Consider the following 18,502-nt stretch of genomic DNA (forward strand, 5'->3'; position numbering starts at 1 on the left):
TTCTAGATCACCCCGTCAAGCTCGATTTCTTCCACCATCCAAGGGCTGAACGCAAAGGGCGCACGGCGCACCGCCTGACTTAGGTCTGAGGCACGAACCCATGCGTAGTCATCCACCTCTTCCGGGTTCGGTCGCACTCTGGCGCCATCGGCAAGCGTGCAGCGATAGACAGGGCAGATTTCATTTTCCACGATGCCGGACGAGTCCGTGGCGCGGTAGGCGTAGTCGGGGCTGAAGCAGGTGACGTCGTCGAGTGCGGCCGGGGCGATCCCCAGCTCGAAGGCGGCGCGGCGCACGACGGCATCGGCAGTCGCCTCGCCGGGGCCCGGGTGGCCGCAGAAGGAATTCGTCCACACGCCCGGCCACGTCTTTTTCCCCAGCGCGCGGCGGGTGACCAAGACGTCGTCGCCGCGGAAAACCCAGGCGGAAAAGGCGAAGTGCAGCGGGGTGTCGGCGGTGTGGACGCGGGCCTTGTCGGCGGTGCCGGCGGGGCGTCCGGCGGCATCGGCAAGCACGACGAGCTCCGTCACAGGTTCAGGTTCCCTTCCCAGACCACGTTGCCGATGCTCAGCCGCGCGTTCCACAGGGACGCGGCGGTGGTGTCGAAGCGGTACTGCAGGTTCGTGGTCGCACCGGCACCCAGCGGCTCGTCCAGCCCGGGCGGCAGGGCGGACGGGTCCTGCTCAGGCGTGAAGTCGATGAGGTCGATGCCGGTGAAGCGGTTGTTACCGTCGGCGATTTCCAGCTTGGGCTTGTCCAGCGCCTCCGGCGGCACGGGCACGTCGTTGGTGTTTTTCGCCATGACGGTCACCACGGCGCCGGAGACATCGTCGGGGTAGACGCCCTGCAGGGTCCACTCGATGCCCAGGCCATCGTCCTTGACCGGCTCGCCGAGGTTGTCCTTGACCTTTTTCTGGTCAACGTCTTTTTCCTTGAACTCCGGCGTCTGGGAGCTAGAGACGATTTCGGTGTCGGTCTCCTCGGCGCCGTCGTCGCTGCCGCACCCTGTCAGGGTCAAAGCACCAATGACCACACCGCACGCCACGAGTTTCCTTTTCACCGCTAACCCCTTCCGTCGCGAAATTCAGCAGAAACCTAGTGTAGCTGGCATCCGCGTTACCATTCCAAGAGTGGATTCGATTACGCGTATCGTGCGCAGCGCGTCTGCGCTGTGGCCGTATTACCTAGGGGTTTTGCTCACCGCGACGGTCAGCGCGATTCTGGCGCTGACCTCGCCGTTTATCGTCCGCGGCGCGACGAACACGATTGTCGATGCCGTCCAGGGCGGCACCGACAGCGGCGACGCGCTGCGCAAGGTGCTCATCTTCGCGGCGTTTCTTTTCCTGGCCGACGCCGCGAATTCGGTGTTTAAAAACATCGGCGGCTACATCGGCGACGTGATGGTCTCCCGGCTGCGGCAGATCCTTTCCACGCGCTACTTCGCCAAGCTGCTGTCCCTGCCGCAGGGCTACTACGACAACCAAGTCACCGGCACCATCATCGCGCGGCTGGATCGCTCCATCATGTTCATCACGATGTTCGTCCAGTCGTTTGCGAACAACTTCTTTTCCACCCTCATCCAGGTCGCCGCGGTGCTGGCGATCACGGCGTGGTACTACTGGCCGCTCGCGGTCCTGCTCGCCGCCCTTTTCCCCGTCTACATGTGGCTGACGGCGCTGACGTCGAAGCGCTGGCAGAAGTTTGAGAAGGACAAAAACGAGCAGATCGATGTGGCCAACGGGCGTTTCGCGGAGGTCATTGGCCAGATCAAGGTCACCAAGTCGTTCGTGGCGGAGCCGCGCGAGCTAAAAGACTTCGCGCGCCACTACGGCAAGTACGTCTCCACGACCCAGCCGCAGTCCCGCTGGTGGCACAGCATGGACACCATCCGCGGGTTGGCCATGGCGCTGCTGTTTTTCGGCATCTACGCCGTCATCTTCTGGCGCACCCTGCACGGGTACTTCTCCATCGGCGACATGGTGATGCTGTTGCAGATGGTCACCATGGCCAAGCAACCGGTGTTCATGATGAGCTGGATCGTGGACTCGGCCCAGCGCGCCATCGCCGGCTCCCGCGACTACTTCAAGGTCATGGAAGAGCCGGTCGAGCGCACCGCCAACACGGAAGTCGTGGCGGCCACCACCGCGGCCGACGAGCCGGACCTCGACCTGCGCCTGCCGCAGCCGTTGGTTCCCCACGCGGACGCGCCGGTGTTTTCCTTCCGCGACGTGGAATTCGCCTACGAAAAGGGAAAGCCGGTCATCCAGGGCATCAGCTTCCACGCCGACGAGGGGCAAAAAGTCGCGTTGGTCGGCGAGTCCGGCGGCGGCAAGTCCACGCTGGTCGACCTGCTACTCGGCCTGTATACCCCGTCCGCGGGCCAGCTGTGCGTCCTCGGCCACGACGTGCGCGATCTCTCCGCGGAGGAGCTACGCGCCTCGGTCGGCGTCGTCTTTCAGGAGCCGTTTTTGTTCTCCGGGACGATCCGCGAAAACATCGCCTACGGAAAGCCGGGCGCCACGGACGAGGAGATCGTCGCCGTGGCCAAGCGCGCCAGCGCGCACGAGTTCATCAGCTCTTTCCCGGACGGCTACGACACTATCGTCGGCGAGCGCGGCCTGCGCCTGTCCGGCGGCCAGAAGCAACGCGTGGCGGTGGCCCGGGCGATGCTTAAAGACGCGCCGGTACTCGTCCTGGACGAGGCGACCTCTGCGCTGGATACCAAGTCGGAGCGCATCGTCCAGGCCGGCCTCGACGATCTGATGCGGGACCGCACGACGCTCATCATCGCGCACCGCCTGTCCACCATCGCCAACGTGGACACCATCGTCACCGTGGACAAGGGACAGGTTTCCGAGATCGGCTCGCCGGCGGAGCTCGCCCAGACGGGCGGAATTTATTCGCAGCTTTTGCAACTGACCCAGTCCACGTCGGCGGCGGACAAGCAGCGCCTCAAGCGCTACGGGTTTGTCAGCGCGTCTGAAGACGACGAGGAGGGCGACGGCGATAGCTAGTGTGGGTGCATGAAGTTTCCCTCCATAGCTACTCTCCGCTTCCGCGGCACCCGTAAGTGGACGGTCTACGACGAGGACATCCTCCCGCTGTGGATCGCCGAGTCCGATTTCCCCACCGCCCCGCCGGTGAAGGCGGCCATCGACAAGGCGGTGGCTCAAGAAGGCTTCGGCTACTCGCCGGCACCGAACAGGTCCACGCTCGCGCAGGCGGTCTCCGATTTTTATGCAGACCGCTACGGCTGGCGCCCAGACCCGCGCGGGGTGTTTTGGATCGGCGACGTGGTGCGCGGCCTGCTGCTCGGCATCCAGTACTTCACCCGGCCGGGATCCCCGGTTATCGTCCCCACCCCGGCCTACCCGCCTTTCCTCGCCCTGCCGGAAACGGCCGGCCGGGACAGGGTCGAGGTGTCGGCGGAAGGCGGGCTGGATTTAGGCGACATCGACAAGCGCTTCGCGGATGGCGCTGGTTCGATCCTGCTGTGCTCGCCGCACAACCCGCTGGGCTACACCTTCGACCGGGACTTTCTCGCCGAGCTGGCCGAGGTTGCGGACCGCCACGACGCGCGCATTCTTGTCGATGAAATCCACGCCCCCTTAGTCATCGACGGCCAGCACGTTCCGGCGGCGAGCGTGAGCGATATAGCCGCGCGGAGGTGCTTGACGGTGACCGCGACGTCCAAGGCGTGGAACACCGCGGGCCTGAAGTGCGCGCAGATGATTTTCTCAAACGCACGGGACATCGCCACGTGGAACGGCCTCAACGGGGTGGCCAAGGACGGCACCGGCACGCTGGGCATTTGGGCCGCCGAGGCCGCCTACGCGGAAGGCGGGGACTTCCTCGACGCGGAGGTCGAATGCCTACGGCAAAACCGCGACTTCCTCGTCCGCGAGCTGCCCGCGCAGGTCCCCGGGCTCAAGGTGACCAACCCGCAGGCGACCTACCTGATGTGGCTGGACTTTCGCGAGACGGCCATTGGCGATGTAGACCGTCCCGCCCAGTGGCTGCGCGACAACGCCCGGGTTGCGCTCAACGAGGGCACCGACTTCGGCACCGGTGGGGCGGGGCACGCCCGCCTCAATTTCGCCACCTCCCCGGAGATCGTCGCGGAGGCCGTGCGGCGCATCGCCAATGCGCTGTCTCACACACCGAAGTAGATTTCCCGTAGCGTGGAATGTAGTATCTCACACTTAAAGAATCCCCACATAGAACGGAGCCTCACTTATGACGAAGTCACGAGTGACAACGCTGGCCGCAGCGTCCCTGATGCTTTTCTCCATGTTCTTCGGTGCGGGCAACCTTATTTTTCCTCCCGAGGTAGGTGCCAACTCCGGAACGAACTTCTGGCCCGCTATTGGGGGATTCCTTCTCGCCAGCGTCATCCTGCCGACCCTGGCGATTATCGCCATCGCCGTCTCCGGCAACGACGTCCGTGACCTGGCCTCCCGCGGCGGCTGGCTGTTCGGCCTGCTGTTTTCGGTCATGGCCTACCTGTCCATCGGCGCGTTTTACGCCCTGCCGCGTACCGGCGCGACCGCCATGGAAACGGCCATCACGCCTCTCACCGGATGGGACGGCGCTGGATCGTCGGTGGCCTTCAACGTCATCTTCTTTGCCGTCACCCTGCTTTTGGCGTGGCGCCCGACCACCATCGTGGACACCCTGGGCAAGTTCCTGACCCCGGCGCTGGTCGCTCTGCTGTTCGTCCTCATCGCCGTGGCGATGGTGACCGGGCAGCGCACCCCGGCCGCCCCGATGGAAGACTACGCCGGCCACCCCATGGTCACCGGCCTGTTCGAGGGCTACAACACCATGGACGCGATCTCGGGCCTGGCGTTCGGCATCGTGGTCATCGCCGCGCTGCGCACCAAAGGTTTTAAGCCGGGCAAGAGCATGGTCCGCGGGACCATGCTGACCAGCCTGTTCTCCGGCGCCCTGCTGGCCGTCATCTACCTGGGCCTGGCGTATGTTGCCCAGACCGTGGAGGGCAGCCAGGACTACAACTCCGGCGCCGCCCTTTTGGCCGACTCGGCGCATCTGACCATGGGCACCGTCGGCCAGGTGGCCTTTTCGGCCATCGTCATCCTGGCGTGCCTGACCACCTCGGTGGGCCTGCTGACCGCCACCGGCGAGTTCTTCGCCGCGCTGGTCCCGAAGGTGAATTACCACTACTGGGCAGTCGGGTTCACCATCCTGTCGCTGGTCCTGGCCATCCAGGGGCTGGACACGGTCCTGCTCGTCGCGGTGCCGATCATCACGTTCCTGTACCCGCCGGCCATCACGCTCATCATCCTGACCGTGCTGAATCCGCGCAACAACCTGCGCTACGCCTACCGCTTCGCGCTGTGGACGGCGGTGGCGTGGTCCGCCCTGACCGTGGCGTGGGATCCGCAGTGGTTGAGCGTTTCCCCCGGCCAGGCCCTCGGCGTGGGCTGGTTCGTCCCCACCCTGATCGCCGCGCTCATCGGCGTCGCCGTCGACTTCGCCCGGCCTGTGCAGCAAGAGCCGCAGAGCGTCTAAGGAGAACCATCCCTATGTCCCAAACCACCTCCCGCCCCGTCACGGTCTTTTTCTGCGGGCTGATGCTCTTTTCTATGTTCTTCGGCGCCGGCAACACCATCCTGCCGCCGATGCTGGGCATCGAGGCCGGGGAAAGCTTCTGGCCCGCCATCCTCGGTTTCCTCACCGCCGGCGTGCTGCTGCCGGTCGCCGCGATCATCGCCATCGCGGTCTCCGGACGCGATCTGCGCCAGCTGGCCAACCGCGGCGGCGTCGCCTTCGGCACGGTCTTTTCCGTGATGGTCTACCTGGCCATCGGCGCGTTCTACGCCCTGCCGCGTACCGGCGCGGTCTCCTTCGACACCGCGATTTCCCACACGTGGGACGTCGACTCCCTGCCGGCGCGCCTGGCGTTCAACGCGGTCTTTTTCGGCATCGCCCTGTTGCTGTGCTGGAACCCCTCCCGCGTGCTGGACGCGCTGGGCCGCTTCCTCACCCCGATCCTGGTCGCGCTGTTGGCGCTGCTCATTGTGCTGAGTTTTGCCAACTGGCAGCGCTCCCCCGGCCCGGGGATGGACGCTCCATTTACCTCCGGGCTGATGGAGGGCTACCTGACCATGGATTCGCTGGGCGCGCTGGCCTACGGCATCGTCATCGTCACCGCGCTGAAGCTGCGCGGCTTTGACTCCCACCGCCACGTCGTCCGCGGCGCGACCACCACCGCGCTCATCGCCGGCGGCTTTCTGGCCGTCATCTACCTGGGCCTGGCGTTCGTGGGCCAGCTGCTGCCCGACGCGCAGACGTACGATTCCGGTGCCGCCGTGCTTAACGATGCCGCCCGCCTCACCATGGGCCCCATCGGCCAGGCCGTCTTCGCCCTCATCATCAGCCTGGCGTGCCTGACCACCGCCATCGGGCTCATCAACGCGACCGGCGAGTTCTTCCACCAGCTGGTGCCGGGGCTGTCCTACCACGCGTGGGCGAGCATCTTCACCGTCGCGGCGGTGCTCATGGCGTCGATGGGCCTGGAGACGGTCATGGCCATCGCCGCCCCCGTAGTCGAGTTCCTGTACCCGCCGGCCATCACACTCATCGCGCTGACCATCCTGGAGTACGTCCTTCCCACCCGGCACACGTTCCACCACACCCTGCGCATCCCACTGTGGACCGCGACGGTGGTCTCCGCCGTCCTGGTCGCGGGACTGGGCGATTGGCTGCCGCTTGCCGATGCCGAAATCGGCTGGGTCATCCCCACCGTCATCGCGGCAGCTGCCGGCTGGTTCGTCGACCGCGCCGGCGCTGTCAAGGAACCATCGCCAGCGCACTAGCCTCCTCCGCGGGCAGGAATCTCCCCTTACCGCGGCGTGTTGATGGATGATGGAAGCCATCCACGACGCCAACAGACGGGAAGGGGTTCGCTATGGCCCACCGAGCGGATCTGTCGCTCATCGACTTCTGCACGATCTACGACGACGAAAAGCCCGGCGATTCCATCGCGCGATCGGTGGAGCTGGCGCAGCGCGCGGAGAAGCTGGGGTACTCGCGCATCTGGTACGCCGAGCACCACAACATGAAAAGCATCAGCTCCTCGGCCCCGGCGGTGCTCATCGCCCACATCGGCGCGCACACGGAGAAGATCCGCCTGGGCTCCGGCGGCGTGATGTTGCCCAACCACGCGCCCTACGTCGTGGCCGAACAATTCGGCATGCTCGCGGAGATGTACCCCGACCGCATCGATCTCGGTCTAGGCCGCGCGCCGGGTACCGATATGAATACCCTCGGCCGGGCGCTGCGGCGCAGCCCGCAGTCCGCCGAGCGCTTCCCGGAAGACGTCAAGGAGCTGCAGGGGTATCTGAGCGGCAACTCCCCTATCCCCGGCGTGCAGGCCATGCCGGGCGCGGGGACCAACGTGCCGCTCTACATCTTGGGCTCGTCGATGTTCGGCGCGAGCCTGGCCGCCAAGTACGGCCTGCCGTACGCGTTTGCCTCCCACTTCGCCCCGGCGCACTTGAAGGAGGCGACCGCCTACTACCGCGAGAACTTCCAGCCCTCCGAGGTGCTTGCCGAGCCCTACACCATCGCCGCGGTCAACGTGCTGGCCGCGCCGACTGACGATGAGGCGCAGGACATCTGGGAGCGCGTCGCCTTCAACCGTGTCAAACGCTTCGCCGGGCGCGGCCGGTTCCTCACCGACGAGCAGGTGGAACAGCTAATCGGCAACTACCAGGGACAGCAGATTTTAGGCATGCTGCAGTACTCGGCGGTGGGCACCCGGGACGCGGTGCGCGACTACCTCACCGAATTCCAGGAAACGGCCCAGGCTGACGAGTTGATGATCTCCCCGCTGGCCTCCTCTCACGCGGAGTGCCTTCAGGGCATCGACATCCTCGCCGATGCCTGGGAGCTCACCGCCGCGGACTAAGCCTCCGGGGGTGTGCGGCGCAGCTCGCCTTCCACGACGACGTCTTCGGAAAGCTTCCAGTACCCGTCTTCGTGGTACTCCAGCTCGGGGCGCTGCAGCTCGTTGCCGTCGGCGTCGTAGCCCGGCGCGGGCTGCGCCTCGCCCTCCTCGAGCTTCTCGGGCGTGTCGGTCTTGTCCCACCGCCGGGATTTCGGCCGCTGCTCGGCGGCCGAATCGTCGCTCATCGCCTTGACCAGCGAATACATCATGACGAAGTGCATGAAGAAGAACGGGAGCGCCACGATAAGGACGACCTCTTGGAGCGCCTCGATGCCGGAATCGTTGATGAACAGCAGCGCGGCGGTGACCACGCCGATGGCCACGGCCCAGCCGACGCGGTAGTACGTCGGGGTCTTGTTCTCCTCGCCGGTGGCGAACATGTCCATGACCATGGCGGCGGAGTCGATGGAGGTCACGAAGTAGAAGACGATGACCGCCAGCGCCACTGCCCCGGAGATGACGTAGAGCGGGTACTGCTCGAGCAGGGTGAACAGCACCTGCGGCGTGTCTCCTTCCTCCACAACGGGCTTGGTTAGGATGCCCGGGTTGTCGCGTTCGACCTCCACGGCGGTGCGGCCGAAGGCGGCGAACCAGATGATGACGAAGATGGACGGCAGGGCGATGGTGCCGCCGATGAACTGGCGCACGGTGCGCCCGCGGGAGATGCGGGCGAAGAACATGCCCACGAACGGCGACCAACAGATGGTCCACGCCCAGTAGAAGGCGGTCCAGGTGGCGTGCCAGCCGGGGTTTTCGTCGAACGAGTCCACCCAGAACATCAGCTCCGGCAGGTTGCCGATGTACGCGCCGAAGGACTCGGTGGTGTGCTCGAAGATCTGCAGCGTCGGCCCGACGATGACGACGAAGACCAAGAGCACGACCGAGCCGACGATGTTCAGGTTGGACAACAGTTTCACGCCGCGGTCCAGGCCGGTGGCCACGGACGTCGCGCCGGCTGCGGTGATGACACAGATGATGATCACCTCGACCCAGCCGACGAGCGGCACGCCCCACAGGATGTTGAGGCCCGCGCTGATCTGCAGCACGCCCAGCCCGACGGAGACGGCGAGGCCGAAGACGGTGCCGATGATCGCTAACGAATCGACCAGCTTGCCCGGCCAGCGGTAGACGTAGCCGCCCAAAAGCGGCGAAAAGACCGACGAGAGGCGCGGGGGCATTTTGCGCTTGTAGATGAAGTAGCCCATCGCCAAGCCCGGCAGAGTAAAGATGACCCACATGTGGGCGGCGAAGTGGTAGTAGGTGAACTCGAAGGCCTGGGTGATGGCGTCGTTGCTCATCGGCTCCAGGTCACCGCGCGGCGGGCGGAATGCGTGGTGCAGCGGCTCGGCCGCACCCCAAAACATCAGCGTGGCGCCGAGCCCGGCGGCAAACAGCATGGAAAACCACACCGGCATCGAGTATTCCGGCTCGTCTTCGTCATCGCCCAGGCGCAGGTTGCCAAAGCGGGAGACGAAGATGACCATGAGGAAGATGAGCGAGGCGGAAATCCCGCCCACGTACAACCAGGTGAGGTTGTCCATAAGGGTGTTGGCCACCGCGGCGTAGACTTCGCGCGCGGTGTCGCCGAACGCGATAGTGGCGGTGACGAAGACCGCGATGAACCCCAGGGCCGTCCAGAACACGAACGGGTCCGATTGCAAGCGCCTTTTCGGCATAGCTTTTCCAATCCGGGTAGACAGAGATTTCTCCCCAGTGTAGAGAGCTATCCCCACCGGCCCCGTTGGTGAAAGTGAGTGTCAACACGGTAGCCTCAGGCCATGGTTCGTCCCGCATCGTCAAGGGCACTGTCCGTGGCCGCCGCGGCCACAGCCCTGTCGCTGAGCGCGTGCTCGGCTGGTCATACCGTCGTCCCGTCCTACGACAATCGCGCCACCCCCGGCCTCACGCTTGCGTCGACCTTGTCTTTTTCGTCCCTCGACTTCGCCAACGTCGGCGGCGTCGCCATCCCCGGGGCGCTGATGCACAACGTGTACGAGACGCTGGTCAACATCGACCCGGACAGCGGCGAGCCCGCCCCGGGCCTGGCCACCTCGTGGGAGACCTCCGCCGACGGGAAGACCTACACGTTCCACCTGCGCGAGGGCGTGCGCTTTTCCAACGGCGATGCCTTTTCCGCCCACACGGCCGCCTACTCCATCGATCAGGTGCGCAACGAGTGGACCAACGGGCTGGCCAAGGGCATGGACATCGTGGATTCGGCGCGCGCTATAGACGACCACACGCTCGAGGTCACGTTGCGCGCCCCCTCCCGCTCGTGGCTGTGGTCGCTGTCCACGCTCATCGGCGCGCAGATGACGCCCGCCGCCCACGGGGAGGTCATCGGCACCGGCCCGTTCACCGTCGGCGACTTCGCGCCCGGCGAGTACCTGCGCCTCGCCGCGCGCCCGGCGGCGGACTACTGGTCGGAGCCTGCCCACCAGGACGTGACCATCAAGTTCTTCCCCGATTCCACCTCGTCCGTTAACGCGCTGCGCACGCACCAGGCGGACATCGTCTGGGGCCTGCAGGACCCGGAGCTGCTCGCGGATCTCCCCGCTGACTACCCGGTGCAAACCGGGTCCACCACCGGTGAGCTCGTCGTGTCCATGAACAACGCCGCCGCGCCTTTCGATGATCCCCGGGCGCGCCGCGCCGTCGCCTACGCCGTGGACCGTCAGGCCGCCAACTCCATCGTGTGGGACGGCCACGGCACCGACACCGGCGGCGCCCCCGTCCCGCCGTCCGATCCGTGGTTTACCGGCAAGGACTACTACCCCTACGACCCGGCCAAGGCGAAGCAGTTGCTTGCCGATGCCGGCGCCACCGGCGCCCCCATCACCATCAAGGTGCCCACCCGCGCCTACACGCAGACCATCGCCGAGTTCTTGTACTCGCAGCTGACCGCCGTGGGCTTCGACGTGACACTGGAAAGCACCGAGTTTCCGGCGGTGTGGCTGGCGGACGTGATGGGCGCGCACGACTACCAGGCTTCGGTGATTAGCCACGCGGAGCCGCGGGACATCACCACGCTGTTTGGCAACCCGGATTACTACCTGGGCTACGATTCCCCGCGCACCCGCGAGCTGCTCGCGCAGGCCGATCGCGCCACCAACCCGGCCGAGAGCAACCGGCTGATGGAACAGGCGGTGGACCAGATTATGGCCGACGCCGCCGCGCTGACGGTGATGAACGTGCCGAATATCGTGGTCACCCGGCCCGGGGTGGACGGCGTGCATCCGGACGCGGTGACCGACGGGATGGATCTCACCGACCTGCGAGGTGCCGATGCTTAAGCTCATAGCCCGTTTCGCGGTGACCTTGGTCCTCGCGTCCGTCGTCATCTTCACGCTGCTGCGCGCGGTGCCGGGGGATCCTGCCCGCATCGCGTTGGGCGTCAACGCCACCGACAAGTCGGTGGCGGAGCTGTCCGCCAAGCTGGGGCTCGACCGCCCGCTCATCGTCCAGTACGGCGAGTGGGTCGCAGGCCTGGTTCGCGGCGATTTCAGCATCTCGCTGGCCTCGCAGGAAAACATTTCGGCCGAGGTCATCGACCGCGGCGCGGTCTCGCTCATCTTGGTCGGCCTGGCCATGGCGCTCTCACTCGCGATCGCGCTGCCGGCCGGGGTGTGGACCGCGCGCCACCATCGCGACGCGGGCGGCACGCTGGTCACCGCCGCCGTGCAGGTCGGCATCGCGGTGCCCAGTTTCCTTGTCGGCATCCTGCTCGTCGCCGTCTTTTCGGTGGGCCTGGGGTGGTTGCCGGCCAACGGCTGGGTGGTCCCGCGCGACAGCGTGGGCGCGTTCGCCGCGCGCCTGGTGCTGCCAGTCATCGCCTTGGCGCTGGTGCAGGGCGCGATGCTCACCCGCTACGTGCGCTCGGCCGTCCTCGACGTGATGAGCCAGGACTTCATCCGCACCGCCCGGGCGCTCGGCCAGTCACCGCGGGAGGCGCTTGTCCGCCACGGGCTGCGCAATGCCGCACTCCCCGTGCTCACCGTCGCCGGCGTGCAGCTCACCACGCTGGTCATCGGCGCGGTGGTGATTGAAAACGTCTTCGTCCTTCCCGGGTTGGGCTCCATGCTGCTCGACGCGGTCACGCAGCGCGATCTGACCACGGTGCAGTCCATCGTCATGCTGCTGGTCACCTTCACCCTGCTCATCAACTTCCTGGTAGACGTGGCGTACCGCGCCATCGATCCGCGGATCGGCGCCGGCGCCAGGCCCGGAAAGGAGGCCCGCGTATGACGCAGGCAGCCCGTCTTTACCGCCGCCTGCCGGCCACCGGCCGCGTCGGCCTCGGCATCGTCGCGGTGGTCGCCGCCGTCGCTTTATTGTCGCTGGTGTGGACGCCGTACCCGCCCGCGCTTGCCGATGCCCCCGCCCGCCTCCACGGCCCGAGCACCGCGCACCTTTTGGGCACCGACCGCTTCGGCCGCGACACCTTGAGCCGGCTCATGGTGGGCGCCCGCATCACCTTGGGCGTGGGCGTCATCGCGGTCGCCATCGCCGCGCTGGTGGGCATCCCGTTGGGCATCGCCGCCGGTATGCGCCACGGCAGCGTCTTGGACGGTGTGCTCATGCGCGGCGCCGACCTGCTGCTCGCCTTCCCCGCGCTGCTGCTCGCCATCATCGCCGGCGCGGTGTGGGGCCCGTCGACGCTGACCGCTATGGCGGCCATCGGCATCGCCGGGGTGCCGTCGTTTATGCGGCTGGCGCGCGCGGGAACGCTGCAGGTCGTCCACCGCGATTTCATCGCCGCCGCCCGCCTGTCACGGGTGTCGGCCCCGCGTATCGCGGTGCGCCACGTGCTGCCCAACATCGCGGGCATCCTCGTCGTGGAGGCGTCCGTCTACTTCGCGCTCGCCATCCTCGCCGAGGCCGCGCTCAGCTACTTGGGGCTGGGCACCCCTCCCCCAGCAGCGAGCTGGGGCCGCATGCTCCACGACGCGCAAACGCACCTGTCCACCGACCCGTGGCTCGCCGTGTTTCCCGGGGCGGCCATCGCCGTGACGGTCTTAGGGTTCAACCTGCTGGGCGATGGCCTCCGCGACGCCCTCGACACCCGCCTAGGGAGGCACGCATGACCGACTCGCCCATCCTCCGCGTCACGGATCTGACGGTCACCGCCGCGGGCCCGTCCGACACGCGCCTCGTCGACGGCGCGTCCTTCGACGTCTTTGCCGGCCAGCGCCTCGGCATCATCGGCGAGTCGGGCTCCGGTAAGACGCTGACCGCGCTATCCGCCCTGGGGCTGGTGCCGGACGCGCTCCACCAGTCCGGCAGCGTCCGACTCGCCGGCCACGAGCTCGTCGGCGCCTCCGATAGGAAGCTGCGCCGCCTGCGCGGAAGCACCGTCGCGATGGTCTTCCAGGAGCCGCTGACGGCGCTGGACCCGCTGATGCGCATCGGCAAGCAACTGCGTTTCGCCGCCCGCGCGGGAAAGACCACGGTGGAAGGGCTGCTGGCGGATGTGTCCTTGCCGGCCGAGACCGCGCGCCGTTTCCCGCACGAGCTGTCCGGCGGGCAGCGCCAGCGCGTGCTCATCGCCATGGCCATGGCCACGCGCCCCGACCTGCTCATCTGCGATGAGCCGACCACGGCCCTGGACGCGCGCACCCAGGCCGAGGTGCTCAACGTCATCCACGATCTCACCGAGCACCACGACACCGCGCTGCTGTTTATCACCCACGACCTCGCGGTCGCGGAAGCCATGTGCGACGAGCTGGTGGTGATGCACGGCGGGCGCATCGTCGAGCGCGGCCCGGCCCCGGCGGTCTTGACCGCGCCGCAGGACCCGTACACCCGGGAGCTCATCGCTGCGTCCCGCCTGCAGCCCGCGCGCCCGGCGGGAGATCCTGCGCGCTCGCGCGTGGCGGTTACCGCCACCCGCGTGTCCAAGTCCTTTGGCCCGACGCAGGCGGTACGCGAGGTGAGCCTGCGGGTGGCGCGGGGCGAACGCGTCGGCATCGTCGGCGGCTCCGGGTCGGGCAAGACGACGCTGCTGTCGTGCATCGCCGGGCTGGTGCGCCCCGACGCAGGTGACCTCGCAGTCGACGGCCGGGTGCAGATGGTCTTTCAGGATCCGCACGACTCCCTCGACCCGCGGATGCGGGTGGGCGACATCGTCGCCGAGGGCGTTACGGCGGGCTCGCCGCGGGACAAGGTGGCCGCCGCGCTTGCCGATGTCGGCTTGCCCCCAGACGCCGCCGCCCGTTACCCGCACGAGTTTTCCGGCGGGCAGCGCCAGCGGATCGGTATCGCGCGCGCGATCGTCGGCGATCCCGACGTGCTGCTCGCGGACGAGGCGGTCTCCGCCCTCGACGTGTCCGTGCGCGGGCAGATTGTTGAGCTGTTGGACCGGCTCGTGAAAGAGCGCGGGCTCACGCTCATGTTCATCTCCCACGACTTCCCCGTCATTCGGCGGTTGTGCGACCGCGTGGTGGTGTTGCACGACGGCGCAGTGGTGGAAGAGGGCCCGACCGACAAGGTGTGGGAGCACCCGCGCGAGGCGTACACCCGCGCGCTGGTCACTGCCGCCCGGACGACGCGATAGGGCTAGCCCGCGGTCACCCGGCGCATGAGCGCGGGGTCGAGGAGGTGCTCTTCGGGGATGTCGAAGACGCTCAAGGCCGCGGCCAGCCCCGCCATTTCCGCGTGTTCAGGCGCGGCCGCGCTGTTCGCGCTCCCGGAGAAGAATTCGTCGTGCTCAGCGAAGTGCATACGGTGTCCCCAGCTTCTTGTTGGCGAGAAACCTATAGCGCCTTAGTGTATCGGACACCGGTGTGATGTGCGCTGGGATTTAGGCGCCTTTAACCACGGTTATCTGCCACCCGGCGTCGCCGGTGTGGTGCAGGTCGGTGACGGTGTGCCCCGCGTCGGCCGCCCACGCCGGGATGGAGTCGGTGGCCTGGGTGCAGTCGAAGTCGATGACCAGCGCGTCGCCGCGATCCAACTGTGCCATGGCCTGTTTGGCCTCGATGAGCGGGAATGGGCAGACGGCGCCGACTTGGTTGAGGTAGAAGTGGCCATCGCCAAGCGAACGCACGCCGAGCTCCGCGCCGGGCTCCGTCTCTGCCGTGCGCGGCTTGAGGGCCACCGCCCCAGTGGCGTCGGCGAAGTTCGGGCCGCCGGCCAGCACGGCGTCCTCGGTCGCTTGCTCGTCTCGGTCGATGGACGCGCCGTTGTACGCCGGGCCGGCGCTCGACCGGGGCGCGGCTGCCGGGCGCAGCCACAGCTTGGCACCCGTTGCCACGCCCAGCCCGATGCAGAGGAGGGCTACCCACCCCTGCACGCTGAAGAGGGAGGTTTGCACCATGCCGTTGCCCACGGTGCACCCGCCGGCCAGGCTCGCGCCCACGCCCATGAGGATGCCGCCCCACACCGCGCGCGTGGCGGTCTGTGCGTCGGGCACGCGCACGCGGAACTCGCCCGCTGCCTTGGCGGCGATAAACGCGCCCACCAGCAGGCCGAGGACCAGCATGACGCCCCAGTTGGCGTACTTTTCATCGCCGGTCGCGCTGTAGCGCACCAGGTCTGCCGTCGGGGTCGTAATGCCCAGCCCGTCGTTGCGGCCCGCGGCCGCCGAGAGCGGGAACGCGACAGTGCCGATGATCGCGACCAGCACCGCCGCGACGTACTGATGCAGCGGCTTCTGGTACCAAGCGCGGCCCAGGGCAAAGCGCTGGCGCCCGGCGTCCTTGCGCAGGTAGTAGCGCACCATAAAGAAAGTGATCGCGCAGACGACGAAAACGAGCACCCACGGCGAGATCCCCAAGGCGCCGTGGATGGTGGTCACCGGTGTATTCCAGTGCTTCATCCAATCGGTAAAGCTGGCGAGCGGGCCGCTCTTCATGGCTGCGGCGGAGATGCCGTAGAGCAGCAGAGCGATCCAGGAGCCCACGAGCCCCTCAGCGGAGCGATACCACGTGCCCGAGGCGCAGCCGCCGGCCAGGATGATGCCCAGGCCGAAGATGAAACCGCCGGCCACTACGGCCACCGGCGCGAAGTTGCTGAACTCCGGGGTGATGACTCCGGTAGAAATCAGCGCCGTGAGTCCGACCGAGTGGACCGAGATGAGGATCATCAGCGCGGTAAACCCGCGCCAGGTTTTGTTCATGACGATGTCGCGGAGCATTCCGGTCACGCAGAACCGGCCGCGCTGCAGCACGAACCCGAAAGCGAGCCCGACGAGAAGTCCAGTAGCAAGCATGCACTCACCGTAGCCCGCCGCAGACTGCAACGTCTATTTACAGTGAACAGATCTGTTCGCTTAGAGGTTAGGTCGCGCCACCGCACAAAAGCGACCTCCGCGCGGGTAAATGTAATGCGCACGCGACCGGGCGCCCTAGCGGGGGAGCGCGAGCAAGGAGCGCTAGCGGGCTTCGAGGACCGTAATGGCGATGTGCACGCGGTTGGTGCCGCCGACCTTGTCCAGGATGTGCTTGATGTGGGTCTTGACTGTCGTGAGCGAGACGAACAGCCGCGAGGCGATGTCCGCATTGCCCAAGCCCTGGGCAATACACTCGGCGACCTCGAACTCGCGGTCGCTGAGCAGAGCCAGTTTGCGCTGCGCCACCTCGCGCGAACCGCCCGCCTGGGGCGCGCGAGAGGACTCGACTCCCGCGGTGGAGTACCGAGCGACAGGCTGTGCGGAGGGTGCCTGTGCGGCGGGGCCGTCCGTAACGGCAGCACCCGTAGCGGCAGCATCCGCAGCGGCAGCATCTGGCCCCTCCCCCAGCTCGCGGCGCTGGGCGAGCCCCACCAGACGCTCGACGACCGAGGGGCTCATGATCTGCTGGCCATCGGCCGCCGCGCGAACCGCCGCCGCCAGCGCATCCGGCGGCGTGGTCTTGAGCAAAAAGCCGATGGCCCCGGCGCGCAGGGCGTCCATGATGAACGCGTCGGTATCGAACGCGGTGAGCATAATGACCGCGGCCCGCTCGTCGGCATTGGGCTGGGCGCTGGCCAGCATGCGCACTGCCTCGATGCCGTTCGCCACCGGCATGCGAATGTCCATGAGAACCACGTCGGGACTTTCGCGGACCACGACGTCGACCGCGTCGCGCCCATTGCTGGCCTCCCCGACCACGTCGATGTCCGAGACCGTGGCCAGCATAAGCATCACGCCGCTGCGCATCTGCTCTTCGTCATCGACAATCACCACCCGCAGGTTCTTCCCCTCGGCCATGACCGGATCGTCCTCCCCTTTTTTAAGCCTTGTCCTTCGCCGTCAACGGTACTTTTATCGTCCACGAGAAGTTCATGTCGGTCGCGTGCAGGGTGAAGTCGCCACCGACGATGCGCGCCCGCTCCGCCAGCCCCATCAAGCCGTGGCGTGCGCCCTGTGCGTCGGTGGGGATGTCGGGCTGCGGGTTGGACATCGTCAGGCGCAGCATCCCCCGATCGCGCCCCACCTGGATGGTCACCGGCTGACCCGGCGCGTGTTTGCGGGCATTGGTCAACCCTTCCTGCACCGCGCGGCTCAACGCGTGCGCGGCCACTGTGGGCAAGTGCCCCAGATCCGCATCCTGGGTGCCCTGCTCGAACTGGAGGGACACGTCTTCGCCGGCATCGCGGGCGCGCTCGACCAGCTCCCCAACACCCATCTGCGGCTCCATCGATTCCCCCGAGCGCAACACGTCGAGCACGGAGCGCAAATCCTCCACCGCGGCGGCTGCCTCCATGCGCACCGTGTCGGCCGCGCGCTGGCGCAGCTCGGGGCTCAACGCCCCCTCATCCGCGGCGAGCGCGCCCGAGTGCATCGAAATGAGGCTCAGCCGGTGCGACAGCGAATCGTGGATATCGCGGGCCAAGCGGTCGCGCTCCTCCTGGCGGACGGATAACAACTCGGTGCGCGCGTTTTCCGCCTCCTGCTGTGCGCGAAACACCGCTTTCCACGCCCCTTCGCGCTGGTAGCCGCGCACGATGCCCGCGATGAGGGCGACGATGACGAGCATCGTCAACCCGAGAACGGTGTAGGAGACCTCCTCGCCGTCAATGTGCGCGTCCAAAAACTCGCGCCGCGCGAGGAATTCGCTGGCCACGCCCACCGCAGCGCCGCCAATGACCGACAGGCTCCACACCACCGAGCGTCGAGCGAAGACGGAGACCATCACCACGATGACTAGCGGCGGGGTCAAAAATGACCACGACGTCACCATGATGGCGAGGGCCGCGACGAAAGTTCCCCGCGTGCCGGGGTAGTTCCCGTCCCCCTCGACCTCGCGACGCACGTGCCGCAGCGCGGCCGGGGCAAGGCACCACGCCACGATGGCAGCGCCGATGTGCACACTAAAGATCTGGGCATTGAGCCGGTCTGAGCGATCGGGGTGATCCTGCAGGTCCATCCCCATGTAAAAGATCCCCATCAGCAGGCCGAGGAGGATGCACGTGGCCACCAGGACGGGCACCCTCAGGCGGTTGTTCCCGGGGTAGGACTCACCCAACGCCCGCGGCTCGCTCGCCCGGGCCTCCCGGTACCACGACCGCAGACCGCTCGAAAGACTCATACCGCCAAATTATGCCGCCGGC

The 18,502-nt window shown here is 67.1% G+C and carries 16 protein-coding genes; 9 read left to right on the forward strand and 7 right to left on the reverse strand.

The genetic code is table 11. The annotated features are described in order from the left end of the window. Positions 1-2 precede the first annotated feature (2 nt). Positions 3-530: an isopentenyl-diphosphate Delta-isomerase gene (gene idi / locus CMASS_RS07720; protein ID WP_022863262.1), complete on the reverse strand. Its 528-nt coding sequence runs from the start codon at positions 528-530 to the stop codon at positions 3-5. Continuing rightward, a complete protein-coding gene (locus tag CMASS_RS07725) occupies positions 527-1,060 on the reverse strand; it encodes a hypothetical protein (RefSeq protein ID WP_027018724.1) in 534 nt (177 codons plus the stop codon). The genes idi and CMASS_RS07725 overlap by 4 nt, the downstream gene beginning before the upstream one ends. A 70-nt stretch (positions 1,061-1,130) precedes the next feature. On the opposite strand from CMASS_RS07725, the gene CMASS_RS07730 reads away from it, so the two are divergent. The 5 genes from CMASS_RS07730 to CMASS_RS07750 all read left to right on the forward strand — a co-directional run bounded on the left by CMASS_RS07730 (position 1,131) and on the right by CMASS_RS07750 (position 7,933). After that, positions 1,131-3,014 (forward strand): ABC transporter ATP-binding protein, encoded by a 1,884-nt coding sequence (locus tag CMASS_RS07730; RefSeq protein ID WP_022863260.1) that lies wholly within the window; start codon positions 1,131-1,133, stop codon positions 3,012-3,014. Between the two features lie 9 nt (positions 3,015-3,023). Continuing rightward, on the forward strand, positions 3,024-4,169 hold the full coding sequence (locus CMASS_RS07735; protein ID WP_022863259.1) for a MalY/PatB family protein: 1,146 nt from the start codon (positions 3,024-3,026) through the stop codon (positions 4,167-4,169). Between the two features lie 67 nt (positions 4,170-4,236). Then, positions 4,237-5,532 (forward strand): branched-chain amino acid transport system II carrier protein, encoded by a 1,296-nt coding sequence (gene brnQ, locus CMASS_RS07740; protein ID WP_033399619.1) that lies wholly within the window; start codon positions 4,237-4,239, stop codon positions 5,530-5,532. Between the two features lie 14 nt (positions 5,533-5,546). Then, positions 5,547-6,839 (forward strand): branched-chain amino acid transport system II carrier protein, encoded by a 1,293-nt coding sequence (brnQ, locus tag CMASS_RS07745; RefSeq protein WP_022863257.1) that lies wholly within the window; start codon positions 5,547-5,549, stop codon positions 6,837-6,839. Positions 6,840-6,931: 92 nt separating this feature from the next. Beyond that, positions 6,932-7,933 carry an LLM class flavin-dependent oxidoreductase gene (locus CMASS_RS07750; RefSeq protein WP_022863256.1) on the forward strand — a complete coding sequence of 334 codons (1,002 nt, stop codon included), beginning with the start codon at positions 6,932-6,934 and terminating at the stop codon, positions 7,931-7,933. Here the strand turns inward: CMASS_RS07750 and CMASS_RS07755 are convergent. Beyond that, positions 7,930-9,648, reverse strand: coding sequence for a BCCT family transporter (locus CMASS_RS07755; protein ID WP_022863255.1), 1,719 nt, complete (start codon positions 9,646-9,648; stop codon positions 7,930-7,932). The genes CMASS_RS07750 and CMASS_RS07755 overlap by 4 nt on opposite strands. A gap of 102 nt (positions 9,649-9,750) precedes the next feature. Between CMASS_RS07755 and CMASS_RS07760 the strand changes: the two genes are divergently transcribed. Genes CMASS_RS07760 through CMASS_RS07775 form a run of 4 tightly spaced genes read left to right on the forward strand, consistent with a single transcriptional unit; the run spans position 9,751 to position 14,525 of the window. Beyond that, positions 9,751-11,265 carry an ABC transporter substrate-binding protein gene (locus tag CMASS_RS07760; RefSeq protein ID WP_033399618.1) on the forward strand — a complete coding sequence of 505 codons (1,515 nt, stop codon included), beginning with the start codon at positions 9,751-9,753 and terminating at the stop codon, positions 11,263-11,265. Further along, positions 11,258-12,217 carry an ABC transporter permease gene (locus CMASS_RS07765; protein WP_022863253.1) on the forward strand — a complete coding sequence of 320 codons (960 nt, stop codon included), beginning with the start codon at positions 11,258-11,260 and terminating at the stop codon, positions 12,215-12,217. The genes CMASS_RS07760 and CMASS_RS07765 overlap by 8 nt, the downstream gene beginning before the upstream one ends. Then, the gene (locus tag CMASS_RS07770) at positions 12,214-13,056 is read left to right on the forward strand and encodes an ABC transporter permease (RefSeq protein ID WP_022863252.1); all 843 of its coding nucleotides are present in this window, start codon (positions 12,214-12,216) and stop codon (positions 13,054-13,056) included. Before CMASS_RS07765 ends, CMASS_RS07770 begins: the two co-directional genes overlap by 4 nt. Continuing rightward, complete coding sequence (locus CMASS_RS07775) at positions 13,053-14,525, forward strand: ATP-binding cassette domain-containing protein (RefSeq protein WP_022863251.1); 1,473 nt, start codon at positions 13,053-13,055, stop codon at positions 14,523-14,525. Before CMASS_RS07770 ends, CMASS_RS07775 begins: the two co-directional genes overlap by 4 nt. A 2-nt stretch (positions 14,526-14,527) precedes the next feature. Here CMASS_RS07775 and CMASS_RS07780 read toward each other — a convergent pair whose 3' ends face one another. The 4 genes from CMASS_RS07780 to CMASS_RS07795 form a co-directional block, all read right to left on the reverse strand. Next, a complete protein-coding gene (locus tag CMASS_RS07780) occupies positions 14,528-14,692 on the reverse strand; it encodes a hypothetical protein (RefSeq protein WP_022863250.1) in 165 nt (54 codons plus the stop codon). Between the two features lie 79 nt (positions 14,693-14,771). Then, positions 14,772-16,181: a YeeE/YedE thiosulfate transporter family protein gene (locus tag CMASS_RS07785; RefSeq protein ID WP_022863249.1), complete on the reverse strand. Its 1,410-nt coding sequence runs from the start codon at positions 16,179-16,181 to the stop codon at positions 14,772-14,774. A gap of 162 nt (positions 16,182-16,343) precedes the next feature. Continuing rightward, positions 16,344-17,159, reverse strand: a complete 816-nt coding sequence (locus CMASS_RS07790; protein ID WP_022863248.1) for a response regulator transcription factor — start codon at positions 17,157-17,159, stop codon at positions 16,344-16,346. Between the two features lie 22 nt (positions 17,160-17,181). Next, positions 17,182-18,480: a sensor histidine kinase gene (locus CMASS_RS07795; protein ID WP_084684426.1), complete on the reverse strand. Its 1,299-nt coding sequence runs from the start codon at positions 18,478-18,480 to the stop codon at positions 17,182-17,184. Between the last annotated feature and the right edge of the window lie 22 nt (positions 18,481-18,502).

This window comes from Corynebacterium massiliense DSM 45435, from assembly GCF_028609805.1.
GTDB lineage: Bacteria > Actinomycetota > Actinomycetes > Mycobacteriales > Mycobacteriaceae > Corynebacterium > Corynebacterium massiliense.

Coding starts and splice junctions, on each gene's coding strand:
- CMASS_RS07760 (WP_033399618.1), top strand. CDS start 9,751: ATGGTTCGTCCCGCATCGTCAAGGGCACTGTCCGTGGCCGCCGCGGCC.
- CMASS_RS07785 (WP_022863249.1), bottom strand. CDS start 16,181: ATGCTTGCTACTGGACTTCTCGTCGGGCTCGCTTTCGGGTTCGTGCTG.
- CMASS_RS07775 (WP_022863251.1), top strand. CDS start 13,053: ATGACCGACTCGCCCATCCTCCGCGTCACGGATCTGACGGTCACCGCC.
- CMASS_RS07755 (WP_022863255.1), bottom strand. CDS start 9,648: ATGCCGAAAAGGCGCTTGCAATCGGACCCGTTCGTGTTCTGGACGGCC.
- brnQ (WP_022863257.1), top strand. CDS start 5,547: ATGTCCCAAACCACCTCCCGCCCCGTCACGGTCTTTTTCTGCGGGCTG.
- CMASS_RS07795 (WP_084684426.1), bottom strand. CDS start 18,480: ATGAGTCTTTCGAGCGGTCTGCGGTCGTGGTACCGGGAGGCCCGGGCG.
- CMASS_RS07750 (WP_022863256.1), top strand. CDS start 6,932: ATGGCCCACCGAGCGGATCTGTCGCTCATCGACTTCTGCACGATCTAC.
- CMASS_RS07735 (WP_022863259.1), top strand. CDS start 3,024: ATGAAGTTTCCCTCCATAGCTACTCTCCGCTTCCGCGGCACCCGTAAG.
- brnQ (WP_033399619.1), top strand. CDS start 4,237: ATGACGAAGTCACGAGTGACAACGCTGGCCGCAGCGTCCCTGATGCTT.
- CMASS_RS07770 (WP_022863252.1), top strand. CDS start 12,214: ATGACGCAGGCAGCCCGTCTTTACCGCCGCCTGCCGGCCACCGGCCGC.
- CMASS_RS07765 (WP_022863253.1), top strand. CDS start 11,258: ATGCTTAAGCTCATAGCCCGTTTCGCGGTGACCTTGGTCCTCGCGTCC.
- CMASS_RS07790 (WP_022863248.1), bottom strand. CDS start 17,159: ATGGCCGAGGGGAAGAACCTGCGGGTGGTGATTGTCGATGACGAAGAG.
- CMASS_RS07780 (WP_022863250.1), bottom strand. CDS start 14,692: ATGCACTTCGCTGAGCACGACGAATTCTTCTCCGGGAGCGCGAACAGC.